This is a genomic window from Janthinobacterium darwini, assembly GCF_051380905.1.
Taxonomy (GTDB): domain Bacteria; phylum Pseudomonadota; class Gammaproteobacteria; order Burkholderiales; family Burkholderiaceae_D; genus Janthinobacterium.
This window is the reverse complement of the sequence record NZ_JBNYXX010000001.1, coordinates 798903-814863: the sequence shown is the minus strand read 5'-3', so window position 1 is coordinate 814863 and position 15961 is coordinate 798903. Positions and strand designations below refer to the sequence as shown.

The 15961-nt window shown below is 60.2% G+C and carries 19 protein-coding genes; 6 read left to right on the top strand and 13 right to left on the bottom strand.

Annotated elements, in window-relative coordinates; translation table 11 throughout:
* Window positions 1–127: 127 nt before the first annotated feature.
* Window positions 128–625, top strand: coding sequence for an outer membrane protein assembly factor BamE domain-containing protein (bamE, locus tag ACQ4WZ_RS03690; protein WP_133990138.1), 498 nt, complete (start codon window positions 128–130; stop codon window positions 623–625).
* A gap of 28 nt (window positions 626–653) precedes the next feature.
* On the opposite strand, the gene ACQ4WZ_RS03685 is transcribed toward bamE, so the two are convergent.
* From ACQ4WZ_RS03685 to ACQ4WZ_RS03645, 9 genes are all read right to left on the bottom strand, one after another.
* Window positions 654–2198, bottom strand: a complete 1545-nt coding sequence (locus tag ACQ4WZ_RS03685) for a 2-isopropylmalate synthase (RefSeq protein ID WP_101482101.1) — start codon at window positions 2196–2198, stop codon at window positions 654–656.
* A gap of 48 nt (window positions 2199–2246) precedes the next feature.
* The gene (gene pssA, locus ACQ4WZ_RS03680) at window positions 2247–3098 is read right to left on the bottom strand and encodes a CDP-diacylglycerol--serine O-phosphatidyltransferase (protein ID WP_101484643.1); all 852 of its coding nucleotides are present in this window, start codon (window positions 3096–3098) and stop codon (window positions 2247–2249) included.
* A gap of 157 nt (window positions 3099–3255) precedes the next feature.
* Window positions 3256–4011, bottom strand: a complete 756-nt coding sequence (locus ACQ4WZ_RS03675; protein WP_436572600.1) for an SIMPL domain-containing protein — start codon at window positions 4009–4011, stop codon at window positions 3256–3258.
* A gap of 101 nt (window positions 4012–4112) precedes the next feature.
* Window positions 4113–4868 (bottom strand): SIMPL domain-containing protein, encoded by a 756-nt coding sequence (locus ACQ4WZ_RS03670; protein ID WP_101482103.1) that lies wholly within the window; start codon window positions 4866–4868, stop codon window positions 4113–4115.
* 209 nt (window positions 4869–5077) lie between these two features.
* Window positions 5078–6316, bottom strand: coding sequence for an MFS transporter (locus ACQ4WZ_RS03665; protein WP_133990129.1), 1239 nt, complete (start codon window positions 6314–6316; stop codon window positions 5078–5080).
* Window positions 6317–6493: 177 nt separating this feature from the next.
* Window positions 6494–6943 carry a hypothetical protein gene (locus ACQ4WZ_RS03660; RefSeq protein WP_436572599.1) on the bottom strand — a complete coding sequence of 150 codons (450 nt, stop codon included), beginning with the start codon at window positions 6941–6943 and terminating at the stop codon, window positions 6494–6496.
* Between the two features lie 109 nt (window positions 6944–7052).
* On the bottom strand, window positions 7053–8069 hold the full coding sequence (gene ilvC / locus ACQ4WZ_RS03655) for a ketol-acid reductoisomerase (protein ID WP_034750044.1): 1017 nt from the start codon (window positions 8067–8069) through the stop codon (window positions 7053–7055).
* 74 nt (window positions 8070–8143) lie between these two features.
* Window positions 8144–8635 carry an acetolactate synthase small subunit gene (gene ilvN, locus ACQ4WZ_RS03650; protein ID WP_010399754.1) on the bottom strand — a complete coding sequence of 164 codons (492 nt, stop codon included), beginning with the start codon at window positions 8633–8635 and terminating at the stop codon, window positions 8144–8146.
* A gap of 2 nt (window positions 8636–8637) precedes the next feature.
* Window positions 8638–10368, bottom strand: coding sequence for an acetolactate synthase 3 catalytic subunit (locus tag ACQ4WZ_RS03645; RefSeq protein ID WP_100873806.1), 1731 nt, complete (start codon window positions 10366–10368; stop codon window positions 8638–8640).
* A gap of 495 nt (window positions 10369–10863) precedes the next feature.
* Between ACQ4WZ_RS03645 and ACQ4WZ_RS03640 the strand changes: the two genes are divergently transcribed.
* From ACQ4WZ_RS03640 to ACQ4WZ_RS03620, 5 genes are all read left to right on the top strand, one after another.
* Entirely contained in the window at window positions 10864–11433 is a 570-nt protein-coding gene (locus tag ACQ4WZ_RS03640; protein ID WP_034779551.1) for an RNA polymerase sigma factor, read from the top strand.
* Window positions 11430–11834: a DUF3619 family protein gene (locus tag ACQ4WZ_RS03635; RefSeq protein WP_101482107.1), complete on the top strand. Its 405-nt coding sequence runs from the start codon at window positions 11430–11432 to the stop codon at window positions 11832–11834. Before ACQ4WZ_RS03640 ends, ACQ4WZ_RS03635 begins: the two co-directional genes overlap by 4 nt.
* A gap of 2 nt (window positions 11835–11836) precedes the next feature.
* Window positions 11837–12598, top strand: coding sequence for a DUF3106 domain-containing protein (locus tag ACQ4WZ_RS03630; protein WP_436572598.1), 762 nt, complete (start codon window positions 11837–11839; stop codon window positions 12596–12598).
* On the top strand, window positions 12588–13124 hold the full coding sequence (locus tag ACQ4WZ_RS03625) for an RDD family protein (RefSeq protein WP_101482109.1): 537 nt from the start codon (window positions 12588–12590) through the stop codon (window positions 13122–13124). Before ACQ4WZ_RS03630 ends, ACQ4WZ_RS03625 begins: the two co-directional genes overlap by 11 nt.
* A 64-nt stretch (window positions 13125–13188) precedes the next feature.
* On the top strand, window positions 13189–13617 hold the full coding sequence (locus ACQ4WZ_RS03620) for a group III truncated hemoglobin (protein ID WP_101482110.1): 429 nt from the start codon (window positions 13189–13191) through the stop codon (window positions 13615–13617).
* Here the strand turns inward: ACQ4WZ_RS03620 and ACQ4WZ_RS03615 are convergent.
* The 4 genes from ACQ4WZ_RS03615 to fdx form a co-directional block, all read right to left on the bottom strand.
* Window positions 13614–14372 (bottom strand): rRNA pseudouridine synthase, encoded by a 759-nt coding sequence (locus tag ACQ4WZ_RS03615; protein WP_101482111.1) that lies wholly within the window; start codon window positions 14370–14372, stop codon window positions 13614–13616. The genes ACQ4WZ_RS03620 and ACQ4WZ_RS03615 overlap by 4 nt on opposite strands.
* Before the next feature lie 82 nt (window positions 14373–14454).
* Entirely contained in the window at window positions 14455–15372 is a 918-nt protein-coding gene (locus tag ACQ4WZ_RS03610; RefSeq protein ID WP_133990123.1) for a class I SAM-dependent methyltransferase, read from the bottom strand.
* Window positions 15359–15553 (bottom strand): Fe-S cluster assembly protein IscX, encoded by a 195-nt coding sequence (iscX, locus tag ACQ4WZ_RS03605; RefSeq protein ID WP_071322763.1) that lies wholly within the window; start codon window positions 15551–15553, stop codon window positions 15359–15361. Before iscX ends, ACQ4WZ_RS03610 begins: the two co-directional genes overlap by 14 nt.
* A 1-nt stretch (window position 15554) precedes the next feature.
* The gene (gene fdx, locus ACQ4WZ_RS03600; protein WP_034750070.1) at window positions 15555–15896 is read right to left on the bottom strand and encodes an ISC system 2Fe-2S type ferredoxin; all 342 of its coding nucleotides are present in this window, start codon (window positions 15894–15896) and stop codon (window positions 15555–15557) included.
* Window positions 15897–15961 lie beyond the last annotated feature (65 nt).

Here is a 15961-nt window from a genome sequence, read left to right as displayed (position 1 = left end):
TATTAAAATACTGGTCTATGCTTACAACCAGACGCGCAAGTATATCGGAAAAATGCCCGCCTGTATCCTGCCGTGCGGCCTTTTCTCGGCGCATGATAGGATTTTCCTGCATTTGAGGAGCATAAACATGAAAACCATACTCAAATTAGCAACACCTGTGCTGCTTGCCGTGCTCGCGGGCTGTTCCAGCCTGGGCGGCCCGCCGCCGCAGCCGGGCGAACCGCGCACCGCAGTGGAAGCGCGCCTGGGCCGGCCGACTGCCATTTACCAGCTGCCCACGGGGCCGGAACTGGAATACGCCACGGGGCCGTACGGCCAGTACACCTACATGGCGCGCTTCGGCCCGGATGACAAGCTCATTTCCTACGAGCAAGTGCTCGACACGCCAGGCTTTGCCCGGGTCAAGGTGGGCTTGTCGACCCAGCAGGACGTGCTGCAACTGCTGGGCCGCCCGACGGAAAAATCCTATCTGTCCATCCCTAAACTGGTCGTCTGGTCTTACCGCTACAAGGAATCGGGCGCCTGGGATTCCATGATGCACGTGCACTTCGACCACGACGGCATCGTGCGCATGATGATGAACGGCCCCGATCCGGACAAGGAGGAGCGGCGCTCTTTCTGGTGACAGATTGCTAGCGTAACGACGTCCTTTACTACGGCTGCGGGTCGATGCGCTCATCCTTGGCATGTAACTTGTTCAGCGCCGACAAATACGCCTTGGCCGACGCGACGATGATGTCCGGATCCGCACCCACGCCGTTGACGATACGCCCGTCGCGTGAGAGGCGCATCGTCACCTCGCCCTGCGACTGCGTGCCCGTACTGATGGCATTCACGGAAAACAAGACCAGCTCCGCGCCACTGGCGGCCGCGCTTTCGATGGCATTGACGGTAGCATCGACGGGACCGTCACCCTGCCCTTCGCAGCTGCGCTGCACGCCGCCGACGAGAAATTCCACGCGCGCATGAGGCACGGCGCCCGTCGTCGACTGCTGCGCCAGGGAAATGAAACGGTAGTGCTCACTCTCCTGCGCCTGCTGTTCCTCGCTGACGAGGGCCATGATGTCTTCGTCGAAAATCTCGGATTTCCGATCGGCCAGCTCCTTGAAACGCAGGAAGGCAGCGTTGACTTCCGCTTCCGATTCGAGCGCGATGCCCAGCTCGTGCAGCCGCTGCTTGAAGGCATTGCGGCCCGACAGCTTGCCGAGAACAATCTTGTTGGCCGTCCAGCCCACGTCTTCGGCACGCATGATTTCATACGTCTCGCGCGCTTTCAATATGCCATCCTGGTGGATGCCCGACGCGTGCGCAAAGGCGTTCGCGCCCACCACCGCCTTGTTCGGCTGCACGGCAAAGCCCGTAATTTGCGACACCATTTTTGACGCCGCCACGATTTGCGTCGTATCGATGCCTACCGTCAAGTTGTAATAGGCAGCGCGCGTACGCAGCGCCATCACCACTTCCTCCAGTGCCGTGTTGCCGGCCCGCTCGCCGAGGCCATTGACCGTGCATTCGATCTGCCGCGCGCCGCCTATCATGACGCCGGCCAGCGAATTGGCGACTGCCAGGCCCAGGTCGTTATGACAATGGACAGACCAGATGGCTTTATCGGAATTCGGTATGCGTTCGCGCAAGCGCTTGATGGTATTGCCGAAGATTTCAGGCACGGCGTAGCCCACCGTATCGGGGAAATTGATGGTCGTGGCGCCCTCGGCGATCACGGCTTCCAGCACACGGCACAGGAAATCCTCATCGGAGCGGCTGCCGTCTTCGGGACTGAATTCAATATCGTCCGTGAACTGGCGCGCGTAGCGCACGGCGTTCTGCGCCTGCAGCAAGACTTCCTCGGGCGTCATGCGCAGCTTCATCTGCATGTGCAGGGGCGAAGTGGCAATGAAAGTGTGAATGCGCTTGCGCTCGGCCGGTTGCAGGGCTTCGGCGGCGCGGGCGATGTCGCGGTCGTTGGCGCGCGACAGCGAGCAGATGGTCGATTCGCGCACGGCGCCGGCAATCGCCCGTATCGACTCGAAGTCGCCCTGCGAAGCGGCGGCGAAGCCCGCCTCGATCACGTCGACCTTCATGCGTTCGAGCTGCTTGGCGATGCGCAGCTTTTCCTCGCGCGTCATGGAAGCGCCCGGCGATTGCTCGCCGTCGCGCAAGGTGGTGTCAAAAATGATGAGTCGGTTGCTGGTGCTCATGGCTGCTCCTGGCTGGCTGAAGACTGGCGACGCTACCGACTCTGCGCATCAATGCTCGGGGTCGGTCTGAATGATGCTGACGGGCTTGCCCTTCGCCATGCGCCAGAAGAACACGGCGTAGCCGGACAGGCCATAGGCGACGAAAATCGGGAACAGCACTTTCGGCGGGTCGATGGAAATGAGCGCGAAGAACAATGCCAGCAGGAATACCACGATGAAGGGCACGGACTTGCGGAAATTCACATCCTTGAAGCTGTAGAACGGCACGTTGGTGACCATGGTCAGGCCCGAGAACAGGGCGATCGTCCACGATACCCAGGCCAGCTGGTTGCCGGCAAATTCCAGGTCATTCATCAGCAGGATGAAGCCGGCCACCATGGCTGCGGCTGCCGGGCTGGGCAAGCCCTGGAAGAAGCGCTTGTCGACCACGGCGATATTCGTGTTGAAGCGGGCCAGTCGCAAGGCGGCACCGGCGCAATACACGAAGGCGGCCAGCCAGCCCAGCTTGCCCATGCCGCGCAGCGACCATTCGTAGATCACCAGCGCCGGCGCGGCGCCAAACGACACCATGTCGGACAGGCTGTCGTACTGGGCGCCGAATTCGCTCTGCGTATTCGTCAGGCGCGCAATGCGGCCGTCCAGACCATCGAGGATCATGGCGATGAAGATGGCCCAGGCCGCGTGTTCGAATTTCTGGTTCATGGCCATGACGATGGCGTAGAAACCGCAAAACAGGGCTGCCGTCGTAAAGGCATTCGGCAACAGATAGATGCCGCGGCGACGCAAGGTTTTCTTGCCAGTGCCATCGTTCACCGGCTGGCGCACGAATTTGCTGAAGCGGGACGCTTTGGATACTGCGGGGGTGCCGTTCTTGCCTCTACGACGGGGGAAGTTTGCCATGTTGTTCCATATCTTGTGTACTGCGGGGGATTCGGTGCCAGATGGCAGGCGCATTCGTCTTGCGGCATGCGCCTGCCGATGTTGCCATTATAGAGGAGCCACCGCCAAAGAAAAGCGCGGCGGCGTCAAGCTGGCAATATTGACGCCTATTCAAGCATCATTTGAACTTGACCTTCGCCACCAGGCCCATGTTCAGGGTCGTTTCGCCCGGCTCGAAGCTCGGTTCGGCCACCTGGTTGCCGCCGTAGCCCATGGAGTCTGCACTCATGTTGCGCGCGCCGGCCACGCTGACGCGCTGGGCGTAATTGCCCGAGCCTTCGAAATCGATGGTATCAATCACGGCGTCATTGACATTGCGGCCCATGGCGCCGGCGATGGCGGCCACGCGCTCATTCAGGTTCTTGTAGGCGGCGGCGATGCGCTGGTCATCGAGCTTGCGGACCGTGGCGGGCGCCAGGCCGAAGTTCAAACGGTTCAGGGTCAGTACGCCTTGCGCTGCGGAAACGGTTTTCGGCAAGGCAGCCAGGTTCGTCGTCGTCACCTGCAAGTACTGGCCCACTCTCCAGCCGGTCGGCACTCTTGGCTTGGCGGCGACGCCCGGCGGCAGGGGCGCCGCTTCCGGGTACACGGCATACGTGTAGTAGCCCTGGGTCTTCAGCACGGCTTGCGGGTCGGCTTTCTTGACGATGGCCGCGCCCTGGTTCATCTTCTGGTTGACGCGCGAGGCGGCGGCGGCCTTGTCCTTGTCCTGCTCTTCGATGGCGAGGGTGACGGTCACCTGGTCATTCGCATGCACCACTTCGCCGTTGGCGGGCACCACGACGAGGGCGCCGGAAGTGGGCAGGCTTTGCGCTTGGGCGGACAGGGCAACGGTAACGGCGGCGGCAGCCAGCATAGCTTTCATGACGGTCATGGTGTTCTCCTGGAAAATAATGGGGCAAAAACGCGCATGGGGCCAGCAGCCCCATGATTTTTACAACATGCTAATGTGGAAATATTTCCACGCTGGCGTGCTTACTTGAACTTGACCTTGCCGACGACGCGCATGTCGAGGGTGGTCTCGCCCGGCTCGAAGCTTGGCTCGGCCACGACGCTGTCTTCGGCCATCTTGGCGCTGCGCATCATCATCGGTGCGGCGGCAGGACGGCTTTCGTTGGCATAGTTGCCCGAACCTTCAAAGTCCACCGTATCGAGCACGGCGTCGGACACGTTGCGACCCATGGCCTTGGCGATGGCGGCCACGCGCTCATTCAGGTTTTTGTAGGTAGCGGCGATGCGCTGGTCGTCCAGCAGGCGGATGGTTTCCGGCTTCAGGCCGAAATTCAAGCCATTCAGGGTCAGCACGCCTTGCGCCGCCGACACGGTTTTTGGCAAGGACGCCAGATTGGCCGTTGTCACTTCCAGGTACTGGCCGACTCTCCAGGCCGTTGGCAAACGTGGCTTGGCGACGGCGCCGGCTGGCAATGGGCGCTCTTCCGGGTACACAGGATAAGTGTAGTAACCGTACGATTTCAGTGCCGCCGACGGATCGGCCTGCTTGACGATGGCGATACCCTTGTTCATCTTCTGGTTGACGCGCGACGCAGCGGCAGCCTTGTCCTTGTCCTGTTCTTCGATGGCCAGGGTAGCGACCACCTGGTCATTGACATGCTTGACTTCGCCAAATGCGGGTACGACCACCAGGGTGCCGTTGGTTGGCAGGGATTGGGCTTGCGCGCTCAGGGCAACAGTGGCTGCGGCGGCAACAAGGACGGATTTCATCACGGTCATGGAGGTACTCCTAGGTAGTTAATATGGCTGACAGCAGGCAGTGGGGCATGCACTGCACGCCCCCATTTCGCCTGAGAAACTTGTCAAACTGTGTAGATTCTAACGCCTCATTCGTTCCCGTGGCGCAAATTAACAAATCGTCACAAAATGTGTCTGCCAGTCACATCTGCTCACATTTCAACACACCATCATTCAAAATAACAGCGTTATTAGTGGCCCAGCACCGCGCCGCCACTGCGCCGGCCCGGCTTGAAACTGTGGCGGTGCGCGCACCAGGCGATAGTCAATGCCACCAGCAGCAAGGCCAGCATGGCCCAAGGGAACGACGCCGCGCCATAGCCGTCGAGCAACATGCCGCCCGCCAGGCCGCCGCCCGCGATGGCCACGTTCCAGATGGTCGCCACCATCGCCTGCGCCACATCCATGCCGTCGCCGGCTGCGTCCGCCGACGCCGTCTGCAGCAAGGTGCCGGCGCCGCCGAAGGTGACACCCCAGATGCCCATGCTGATATAGATGACGGCGGGCGAGTCCATCGCCAGTCCCAGCGCGACCATCACGAGGGCAAAGGCGGCGATGCAGCCCAGCACGAGCGGGCGCAGCCAGCGGTCGATCAGCTGGCTGACCAGCCAGATGCCGGCCAGTGAACCCAGACCATATACGAGCAGCACCAGGTCGACGCGGGGGCGCAAGCCGGACGGCGCCAGGAACGGTGCGATATACGTATATAAAATGTTATGCGCCAGCATCCAGGCGACGATGACCGCCAAAATAGGCCGCACGCCCGGCGTCATGAACACGGCACGTATCGACAGGCGTTCGCCATTCTTTTGCCCAGGGTAATCGGGCACAACCAGCAGCACCCACGCGACCAGCACCACGGCCAGGCCGGACATGATGCCAAAGATGCTGCGCCAGCCCAGCACGCCACCCATCAGGGTACCCAGCGGCACGCCCAGCGACAGCGCCAGCGGCGTGCCTATCATGGCAATGGCCATCGCCCTGCCCTGCTGTTCGACGGACACCATGCGGCGCGCATAGCCAGCCATCAAGCCCCAGGCCAGCCCGGCAGCCATGCCAGTGATGAAGCGCGAGACCAGGGCGACAATATAGTTGGGCGACAGGGCCGTCGCCGTATTGAAGATCAAAAAGCCGATGATGGCCAGCAGCAAGACATTTCGCCGACGCCAGCCGCTCGTCAAGGCCGTCAGTGGAATCGCCGTCAGGATCGATCCGATGGCGTAGACGGTCACCAGCTGGCCGGTCATGACTTCGGAAATATGAAGATCCCGGGCAATCTGCGGCAGCAGGCCGGCCGGCAGGGTTTCCGACAGGAGGGCGAGAAACGCCGTCATGGCCAGGGCCAGCAAGGCCAGGATGGGAAGCCGTTCGGAAACGGAAGATTCGGCAGTGCCCGGCATGGGTACTGTCGTGGTAATGCGGTCGGTCATAGGGGTCCTTCAGGATGCGCAAGCGGCTGATCAACTAGCGCCTGGCGTGCTACAAAAGCGGTGATGCGCGTTGCGGTCGGCAGATACCGAAACAGATGCAGTCCATAGGAAACTGCAAAGGAAGGGCGGAATTATAGCGCAAACGCACCAAAAGCGTGCGCACAAGAACAGCCGCCCTCAAGCTGGCGTCATGCAGGCATCATTGGCCGCCTTGCGTGGCGAAAACCAGGCATTCGATTTCGGACTGAACAGGAAGGCGCAGATGACGACGAACGTGAGCACGCCAGGCAGGACGCTCATCTTGAGTGGCACGGTCGCCAGACTGAGCGCAATGTCGATCACGCCCCACACCAGATAAACAGTGCGCGCGCCACGCTGCCGTTGCAGCATGGCCAGCGCTGCCACCAGGGTGATGCCCAGGCTGGCGAACAACATCGCGTACTGCGCCTCGGCGGAAATCGCGCTGCGTGCCATCCAGGCCAACATGGCGGGATCGTCGCGGCCAAGGTAAGCAGACACCAGGGATGACAGCGAGCCGAAGATCAGAAACCAGCAGCTGATGGCAACCGAGACGGGGCGCTTGATCAGATGAAGATTCCCAACGAAAACTTTAGAAAAAACAAGCATGGTGCTGGCGGTATTTTTGAAGGGGTCTGATTGTAACGGATGTTGCCTGCCAAGCGCCTGCGCACAAAAAAAAGCCGGCTTGCGCCGGCTTTGCTATGCAACAGACTGCTTAGTTCTTCGACTGGTCAACCATCTTGTTCTTGGCGATCCAAGGCATCATGGCGCGCAGTTTGGCGCCCACTTCTTCGATCTGGTGCTCGGACGTCAAACGGCGACGCGAGATCAGGGTCGGTGCGCCTGCCTTGTTTTCCAGGATGAAGCTCTTCGCGTATTCGCCCGTCTGAATGTCTTTCAGGCATTGACGCATCGCATCCTTGGTGGCCGACGTCACCACTTTAGGACCGGTCACGTATTCGCCGTATTCGGCGTTGTTCGAGATCGAGTAGTTCATGTTGGCGATGCCGCCTTCATAGATCAGGTCGACGATCAGTTTCAGTTCGTGCAAGCACTCGAAGTAAGCCATTTCAGGCGCATAACCCGCTTCCGTCAGGGTTTCGAAACCGGCCTTGATCAGTTCCACGGCGCCGCCGCACAGCACGGCTTGCTCACCGAACAGATCGGTTTCGGTTTCTTCACGGAAGTTCGTTTCGATGATGCCGGCACGTCCGCCGCCGTTGGCCGAGGCGTACGACAGGGCGATATCGCGGGCGATGCCCGATTTATCCTGGTACACGGCGATCAGGTGGGGCACGCCGCCACCTTGGGTGTAGGTAGCGCGCACGGTGTGGCCCGGGGCTTTCGGCGCGACCATGATCACGTCCAGGTCGGCGCGGGGAACGACTTGGCCGTAATGCACGTTGAAGCCGTGGGCGAAGGCCAGGACGGCGCCCTGCTTGGCGAACGGAGCGATGTTTTCGTTGTAGACCTGGGCGATGTTTTCATCTGGCAGCAAGATCATGATGACGTCGGCCGCTTTCACGGCGTCGTTCACTTCCGCTACTTTCAGGCCGGCTTGCTCGACCTTGGTCCACGAAGCGCCACCCTTGCGCAGGCCGACGGTGACGTTGACGCCCGAATCGTTCAGGTTTTGTGCGTGCGCGTGGCCTTGCGAACCGTAGCCGATGATGGCAACGTTTTTGCCTTTGATCAAGGAGAGGTCAGCGTCTTTGTCGTAAAAAACTTTCATGGTATTTCCTATAATTTGATGATGCGTTGTTGTTTTAAATGCGGCGCCAGGGCCGCGTAGTGCTACTTATATTTTTATACTTTGAGGATGCGTTCGCCGCGGCCGATGCCGGAACCACCCGTACGGACGGTTTCCAGGATGGCGGCGCGGTCGATCGAATCGATGAACGCGTCCAGCTTGACCTTGTTGCCGGTCAGTTCGATCGTGTACGTCTTTTCGGTGACATCGATGATGCGGCCACGGAAGATATCGGCGGTGCGCTTCATTTCCTCGCGCTCCTTGCCCACGGCACGAACCTTGATCAGCATCAACTCGCGTTCGATATGCTGGCCTTCGGTCAGATCCACCACCTTCACCACTTCGATGAGGCGGTTCAAGTGCTTGGTAATCTGCTCGATGATGTCGTCCGAGCCGCTGGTGACGATGGTCATGCGCGACAGGGTCGAGTCTTCCGTCGGCGCCACGGTCAAGGTTTCGATGTTGTAGCCGCGTGCCGAGAACAGGCCCACCACGCGCGACAGGGCGCCCGCTTCGTTTTCCAGCAAGACAGAAATAATATGGCGCATGATTAAAGATCCTCCGAACCGAGCATCATTTCGGACAGGCCCTTGCCGGCTTTCACCATTGGCCACACGTTTTCGGACTGGTCGGTAATGAAGTTCATGAATACCAGCCTGTCTTTCATGCCAAACGCCTCTTTCAGGGCGCCGTCGACGTCGCCCGGTTTTTCAATTTTCATGCCCACGTGACCATAGGCTTCAGCCAGCCTTTCGAAGTCGGGCAGCGAATCCATGTACGACTCGGAATAGCGCGAACCGTAATCGATTTCCTGCCACTGGCGCACCATGCCGAGGAAACGGTTGTTGAGCATGATGATCTTCGGCGTCAGGTGGTACTGCTTGCACGTGGCGAGCTCCTGGATGCACATCTGGATCGAGCCTTCGCCGGTAATACAAGCAACGGTGGCATCCGGATTGGCCATCTGCACGCCCATGGCGTAAGGCAAGCCGACACCCATGGTGCCCAGGCCGCCGGAATTGATCCAGCGGCGCGGCTTGTCGAAGCCATAATATTGCGCCGCCCACATCTGGTGCTGGCCCACATCGGACGTGATGAAAGCGTCGCCCTTGGTGATCTGGAAGACCTTTTCCACCACCGATTGCGGCTTGATGACCAGGTCGGAAGTCGGGTATTTCAGGCATTCGCGGCCACGCCATTCGGCGATCTGCTTCCACCAGTTACTCAATGCATTGACGTTCGGCTTGGCTTCGGCCGCGTCCAGTTGCGCGAGAAACTCGATCAGCACGTCCTTGACGTTGCCGACGATGGGGATATCGACCTTGACGCGCTTGGAAATCGACGATGGATCGATGTCCACGTGGATGATCTTGCGTGGATGCGAGGCGAAATGTTTCGGGTTGCCAATCACGCGGTCATCGAAACGGGCGCCGATGGCGATCAGGACGTCGCAATTCTGCATCGCCATGTTCGCTTCATAAGTGCCATGCATGCCGGGCATGCCGACATACTGCTCGCTCGAGGCGCGGTAGCCGCCCAGGCCCATCAAGGTGTTGGTGCAAGGGAAACCCAGGCGGTCGACCAGCTTGTTCAGCTCGGGAGCCGCATTCGCCAGGATGACGCCGCCACCCGTGTAGATCATCGGGCGTTCGGCTTGCAGCAACAGCTGCACGGCCTTGCGGATCTGGCCCGAATGGCCCTTGTCGACGGGACGGTAGGAACGCATCTCGACTTCCTTCGGATAGTCGAAATGGCATTTGTGCATGCTGATATCCTTGGGGATATCGACCAGCACGGGTCCCGGACGGCCGGTACGGGCGATGAAGAAGGCTTTCTTGATCGTTGCCGCCAGGTCCTTGACATCCTTGACGAGGAAGTTGTGCTTGACCACGGGGCGGGTGATGCCGACCGTGTCGCACTCCTGGAACGCATCCTGGCCGATGGCGTGGCTCGGCACCTGGCCAGAGATCACCACCATGGGAATCGAGTCCATGTACGCGGTCGACAGGCCCGTGACGGCATTCGTGACGCCCGGACCGGACGTGACGATGGCGACACCGACTTTGTTCGAGCTGCGCGAATAGGCATCGGCGGCGTGGATCGCGGCCTGCTCGTGGCGTACCAGGATATGCTGGAATTTGTTTTGCTGGAAGATGGCGTCGTAGATGTAGAGTACGGCTCCGCCCGGGTATCCAAAGACGTGCTCGACTCCCTCTTCAGCCAGACAGCGCACGACAATTTCTGCGCCCGTAATTGGTCCTGCTGCTGCTTCGGTATTCATGAAACATTCCTTTCAAGGTCCATTGGAGATTGATCGGATGTTCTTTCCTGACGAGGTACGCCTAACGCAACAGTGCTCCTGCTTCCCTTTTCATGCGGTCACGCAATTTCTTTGGGCACCCATAGATACCTTACAAAACAACGCTTAACGCAACTCGTTTGGCCGGAGTTTCTGTGGCGCCTGTACGAACCGCTCGCGCTTGTGGCGCGGGTTAGAACAAACTGCCTACAAATGAAAGCGCGTCTTGCCGCGGATGGCCTTGTGTGCCGGTCGCGACCTGACCATAGGGCTTTGGGGTGTTCAAAGCGTCCCATACGTTATCGCGTTGCACCATTATGGTCAAGGAAAATGTCAGCCTCGCTGCATTTTTGCTCGCACGACGTGCAAAAACCCTGCGGAAACGCACATTTTTTGCTAGCATGCACGGGGTTGCAAAAAGCATACCCGTCCCCAATTCGCCCACCGCACCCGCAGCCGCTAAGATCCCCATACCGCATGGCAACAGACAAAGAATTATCCGACTTTCTAGAAAACGTCGAGCGGCGCGCGTTCAAGCAAGCCGCCTACGCGGTCCGCAAGGAAGAATCGGCACTCGACATCGTGCAAGATGCCATGATCAAGCTGGCCGAGAAATACGGCGACAAGCCGGCCGCCGAATTGCCGATGCTGTTCCAGCGCATCTTGCAGAACACCATCCTTGATTATTTCCGCCGTGAAAAAGTCCGCAACACCTGGGTCAGTCTGTTTTCCGGCATGAAACCCTCGGGCGACGAGCATGAAGATTTTGATATACTTGACACTTATGAATCGGAACAGGGTTCCAGCGCCGCCGAATCTTCGGCCGACCAGGTCGAGCGCGCACAAATCCTTGATTTGATTGATGCAGAGGTACAAAAACTGCCTTCACGTCAACGCGAAGCCTTCCTCATGCGTTATTGGCAGGACATGGATGTGGCTGAAACAGCGGAAGCGATGGGTTGTTCCGAAGGTAGCGTGAAAACACATTGCTCTAGAGCTACCCACACGCTCGCCGAATCGCTGAAAGCCAAGGGAATAAAATTATGAACACCGACGATCTCAATTTCGCCTACAAAGTGCGCCATGCACTGAACGAAAAACTCGACGACCTGCCCGCATCGGCCACCGATCGCCTGGCAGCGGCACGCAAGCTGGCCCTGTCGCGCAAGAAGGCAGACGCACCCGCAGTCGTTGCCGTGCGCAAGGACGTCTTCGCCGGCATCGCCAGCCACCTGTTGGTCGAGCCGCTGTCGTGGCTGGGCCGCATGAGCGTGATCATCCCGCTGTTGCTGCTGGTTGGCGGCATGGTGGGCATCTATCAGTTTGAGCAGGAACAACATATTGCCGAACTGGCAGAAATCGACGCAGCCGTTCTGTCCGACGAATTGCCGCTCTCCGCCTATATGGACCATGGCTTCAACGCCTACCTGACGAAACGCGAGCAATAAGCATGGCACGCTTGAGCGTACGCAAAGGCTGGCTGGCTGGCGGCTTGGCTCTGGGCGCCTGCGCCCTGGCTGGCGCTGCATGGGTAGGTGCGCAGCAACATCCCGCGCCCGTCGCCCCTCCCGTGGCGACAGCGCCCGTGGTGGCGCCGGCCCCGGCCGTCAAGCCCGGCTCGCCCCGCACGGCCGGCAAAGGCGGCACGCCGCCCAAGGCCAGCGACAACCCTTCCTGGAACAAGCTGTCGCGCGCGCAGCAGGAAGCCCTGCAGCCGCTGGCGGGCGAATGGAACAAGCTGGAAGCCTTGCGCAAGCAGAAATGGCTCGATATCGCCAACCGCTTTGCCTCGATGTCTCCCGACGAGCAAACCCGCGTGCATGAACGCATGCGAGAATGGATCAAGCTGACGCCGGCACAGCGCAGCCTGGTGCGCGAAAACTATGCGCGCACGAAGAAGATCGATCCTGGTCAAAAAACCGCGCAATGGGAGCAATACCAGCAATTGCCGGAAGAGCAAAAGAAAAAGCTGGCCACGGAACTGGTACCGAAAAAACCGCTGGGCAAGGTGCCTGCGATCAATTCGAATACCAGCAAGCCAGCCTTGATCCTGCCACCCGCCACGCCGGCAGCGCCTGTCGCCGCCGCGCCCGTCCTGCCGCCCGCTCCTGCGGCGGCAAGCGTGCCGGTAAGCGATCCGGCCGCAGCTCCCGCCACCGTGCCCGTCACGCCGCCTTCCACGCCTGCCCCCCTGCCGAACTATGCCAAATAGCACGCCTGCCGCCAGCATCACTTCCCATCCCACGATCAAGCGCCGCCTGATTTCCATGGTGTACGAGTCACTGCTGGCCCTGGCCGTGCTGTTTTTGCCCTTCCTGCTGTTTGAGCTGGCCGTGCAGAGCGCGCATACGCCACTGACGGAACACATGCGCCAGTGCCTGGCCTTCCTCGTCATGGGTGCGTACTTCATCCACCAGTGGAGCCGCGAAGGGCAAACCCTGGCCATGAAGACGTGGCGCCTGAAAGTCGTGCTGCCGGGCCACGCCCACGTGCCACTGCGCGTGGCCGCCTTCCGCTACATCCTGTCATGGATGTGGCTGCTGCCGGCACTGCTGGTGTCCTATGTATTCGATTTGCAGCACTGGACAGCCCTGAGCGCCATCGGCGTGGGCATCCTGGCCTGGTCAGGCACGGCCCTGTTCACCGGCAATGGGCAATTCCTGCACGACAAGCTGCTGGGCACGCAGATCGTGCAATTGCCGGCCCCCGCCAAGAAGTCAAAGAAAGTCGCCGCCTGAGTTTTTTCTGGGGCTTGACCTGGGTCATTGAAGCGCCACGGGGCCTCTGCGATCATGGCGTGCCATGAATAATACCGCCCCCCTCCCCCACACGCGCTTCGCCCCCTTTCGCGAGGAAGTCTGCAGCGAAGACGAAGTCAAGCATCTCGTCCACACGTTTTATGCGGCCGCCCGCGACGATGCCATGCTGGGCCCCATCTTTGCCGCCGAGGTCAAGGATTGGGATGCCCATCTGGCAACATTGGTCGATTTCTGGTCGGGCTTGCTGCGCGGCACCATGCGCTACCACGGCAAGCCGCTGGCCCAGCACGCGCAAATGGAACACCTCACGCCCTGCATGTTCCGCCGCTGGCTGACCCTGTTCTTTGCCACGACCGAAAGCATGGGCAACCCGGCCCTGCAAGAGAAGGCCGATACCATTGCATTGAATATTGCCGAACGGCTATGGAAAAGCTTTGCGGAAAGCCATGCCATCGTGGCGCCGCAGCTTTAGAATCTTTCGTAGCCTTGCAGATAACGCCATTGCCCCACGGGCATGGCGCCCATCGGGATGCGGCCGATGCGCAAGCGCTTCATGGCGACCACTTCCAGTCCCACCATCTTGCACATATGGGCGATCTGGCCCGGTTGCACGTTTTTCAGGGCGAAACGCAAGCGCGTTTCATTCTGCCAGCTGACCTTGATCGGCGGCAAAGGTTTGCCATTGAAAGGCAAGCCGTGATTGAGCAGCGCCAGGCCGTTTTCCGCGATGGCGCCCGACACTTCCACGATGAATTCCTGCTCCACCGTTTTCGCTTCGTCGACCAGCTTGCGGGCAACGCGGAAATCCTGCGTAAACACCAGCAGGCCGGAAGCCATGGTGTCGAGCGGATTGGTGATGGTCAGGCCGATCAGGTGGCGCTTGAGGAAGCGCGTGACGGCGCTGGGCAGCACGTTTTCCGGGGTGAACAGCTCTTCGGGACGCAAACAGGCCAGGGCCGGCTTGCCTTCGCTGCCCACGCCGCCGTTGATGCCGGCCGGCTTGTGCAGCAAGATCGTCACGGGCGGCATTTCTTCCAGGGTGGCGTTCGGCAACAGCACCACCGCTTGATTGTCGGCTACGCGCGCACCCGATTCTTCCACCAGCACGCCATCGACCGTGACCCAGCCGCCCTCGATATACAGCTCGGCCTCGCGGCGCGAGCAGGGCACGTCTTCAGACAGGCGCTTGGCCAGGCGGACGGTGGGCATTTCGTGTGGTGTGGTCATGGGGGAGGCGCAAAAAGCAAGAGGAGGAGAAAGCCGGTATTGTAACCGACCCGCTCCTCCTCTCGGGTGCGCCAGCGTATGCTTACGCAGTGGCCTTGGCCAGCTCTTCGGCAAAGAAGCGGTGACCCATCTCTTCCAGGCCCAAGGTTTGCAGCACTTCCTGCAGGCGCTCCGTCGGACGCTGGCGCGGCAAGTTCTTGTAGCTGGCGATGATCAATTCATTCTTCATCGAATGCTCCCAGCCCACCAGCTCCGTCACGCTGACCTGGTAGCCATGCGCTTCCAGCTGCAGACAGCGCAGCACGTTGGTGATCTGGCTGCCGAACTCGCGCGTGTGCAGCGGGTGGCGCCACAATTCCGTCAACACATTCTTGCCCAGGCTCTTGCCCTTGTTCTTCTTCAATACAGAAGCGACTTCGGCCTGGCAACAGGGCACCAGCACCATGAATTTCGCCTTCTTCTTCAAGGCGAAATGGATGGCGTCATCGGTGGCCGTGTTGCACGCATGCAAGGCCGTGACGATGTCAATCTGCTGTGGCAGCAAGTTTGACTCCGTCGATTCGGCCACGGACAGTGGCAGGAAGGACATGCCCGGGAACTTGAATTTCTTCGCCAGCTCTTGCGAGCGCTGCACCAGCTCTTCGCGCGTCTCGATGCCGTAGATGTGCGAACCGTCGTTGCCGTTCTTGAAGAACAGGTCGTACAGGATGAAGCCCAGATACGACTTGCCGGCGCCGTGATCGACCAGCGACACGCCGGGATGGTCCAGCTGCACTTCGCGCAGCAGCGGCTCGATGAACTGCGTCAGGTGGTACACCTGCTTGAGCTTGCGGCGGCTGTCCTGATTCATCTTGCCGTCGCGCGTCAGGATGTGCAATTCCTGCAGCAGGGCGACCGACTGACCATCCTTGATCTCGGGCATGTTGCTGGCGGCAGTGATGACGTCTTTCGGCACTGCGACTGCGGTGGCGGCCGCTGCCGCGCCCTTAGCGCGCTTCATCGATCCACGCCATCTGTATCGCTTCGAGCACTTTTTCGCCGCCGCGCGTGTGGTCATCGTCGAAACCGTCCAGCTCCACCACCCAGTTATGCAGGTCGGTGAAACGCACGGTCAGGGGATCGATGTCCGGATGCGCGTCGTACAGCGCTTCGGCGATCACATGGATGTCGGACCATTTCATGTTAGTGACTGCCTTCGCTGACCTGGTTGATCGTGTATTTCGGGATTTCGACGACGAGGTCTGCCTCGGCCACGATGGACTGGCACGACAGGCGCGACACGGCTTCCAGGCCCCAGGCCTTGTCCAGCATGTCTTCTTCCAGTTCCGTCGCTTCGTTCAAGGATTCGATGCCTTCACGCACCAGCACGTGGCAGGTGGTGCAGGCGCACGATTTTTCGCAGGCGTGCTCGATGTCGATGTCGTTTTCCAGCAAGATGTCGCAGATGGACTTGCCGGCAGGGGCTTCGATGACGGCGCCGTCCGGGCAAAGCTTGGCGTGCGGCAGAATGACGATTTGGGGCATATTACCTCTACAATTTCAATGATTCGGAGCGCTGCCGCAGCAAGTGCACGCGGCGCGCATTTCAG

Bases quoted from the DNA above. Each gene is read 5' to 3' on its own strand.
- bamE (WP_133990138.1), top strand. From the start codon at position 128: ATGAAAACCATACTCAAATTAGCAACACCTGTGCTGCTTGCCGTGCTC.
- ACQ4WZ_RS03685 (WP_101482101.1), bottom strand. From the start codon at position 2,198: ATGAGCACCAGCAACCGACTCATCATTTTTGACACCACCTTGCGCGAC.
- pssA (WP_101484643.1), bottom strand. From the start codon at position 3,098: ATGGCAAACTTCCCCCGTCGTAGAGGCAAGAACGGCACCCCCGCAGTA.
- ACQ4WZ_RS03675 (WP_436572600.1), bottom strand. From the start codon at position 4,011: ATGACCGTCATGAAAGCTATGCTGGCTGCCGCCGCCGTTACCGTTGCC.
- ACQ4WZ_RS03670 (WP_101482103.1), bottom strand. From the start codon at position 4,868: ATGACCGTGATGAAATCCGTCCTTGTTGCCGCCGCAGCCACTGTTGCC.
- ACQ4WZ_RS03665 (WP_133990129.1), bottom strand. From the start codon at position 6,316: ATGACCGACCGCATTACCACGACAGTACCCATGCCGGGCACTGCCGAA.
- ACQ4WZ_RS03660 (WP_436572599.1), bottom strand. From the start codon at position 6,943: ATGCTTGTTTTTTCTAAAGTTTTCGTTGGGAATCTTCATCTGATCAAG.
- ilvC (WP_034750044.1), bottom strand. From the start codon at position 8,069: ATGAAAGTTTTTTACGACAAAGACGCTGACCTCTCCTTGATCAAAGGC.
- ilvN (WP_010399754.1), bottom strand. From the start codon at position 8,635: ATGCGCCATATTATTTCTGTCTTGCTGGAAAACGAAGCGGGCGCCCTG.
- ACQ4WZ_RS03645 (WP_100873806.1), bottom strand. From the start codon at position 10,368: ATGAATACCGAAGCAGCAGCAGGACCAATTACGGGCGCAGAAATTGTC.
- ACQ4WZ_RS03640 (WP_034779551.1), top strand. From the start codon at position 10,864: ATGGCAACAGACAAAGAATTATCCGACTTTCTAGAAAACGTCGAGCGG.
- ACQ4WZ_RS03635 (WP_101482107.1), top strand. From the start codon at position 11,430: ATGAACACCGACGATCTCAATTTCGCCTACAAAGTGCGCCATGCACTG.
- ACQ4WZ_RS03630 (WP_436572598.1), top strand. From the start codon at position 11,837: ATGGCACGCTTGAGCGTACGCAAAGGCTGGCTGGCTGGCGGCTTGGCT.
- ACQ4WZ_RS03625 (WP_101482109.1), top strand. From the start codon at position 12,588: ATGCCAAATAGCACGCCTGCCGCCAGCATCACTTCCCATCCCACGATC.
- ACQ4WZ_RS03620 (WP_101482110.1), top strand. From the start codon at position 13,189: ATGAATAATACCGCCCCCCTCCCCCACACGCGCTTCGCCCCCTTTCGC.
- ACQ4WZ_RS03615 (WP_101482111.1), bottom strand. From the start codon at position 14,372: ATGACCACACCACACGAAATGCCCACCGTCCGCCTGGCCAAGCGCCTG.
- ACQ4WZ_RS03610 (WP_133990123.1), bottom strand. From the start codon at position 15,372: ATGAAGCGCGCTAAGGGCGCGGCAGCGGCCGCCACCGCAGTCGCAGTG.
- iscX (WP_071322763.1), bottom strand. From the start codon at position 15,553: ATGAAATGGTCCGACATCCATGTGATCGCCGAAGCGCTGTACGACGCG.
- fdx (WP_034750070.1), bottom strand. From the start codon at position 15,896: ATGCCCCAAATCGTCATTCTGCCGCACGCCAAGCTTTGCCCGGACGGC.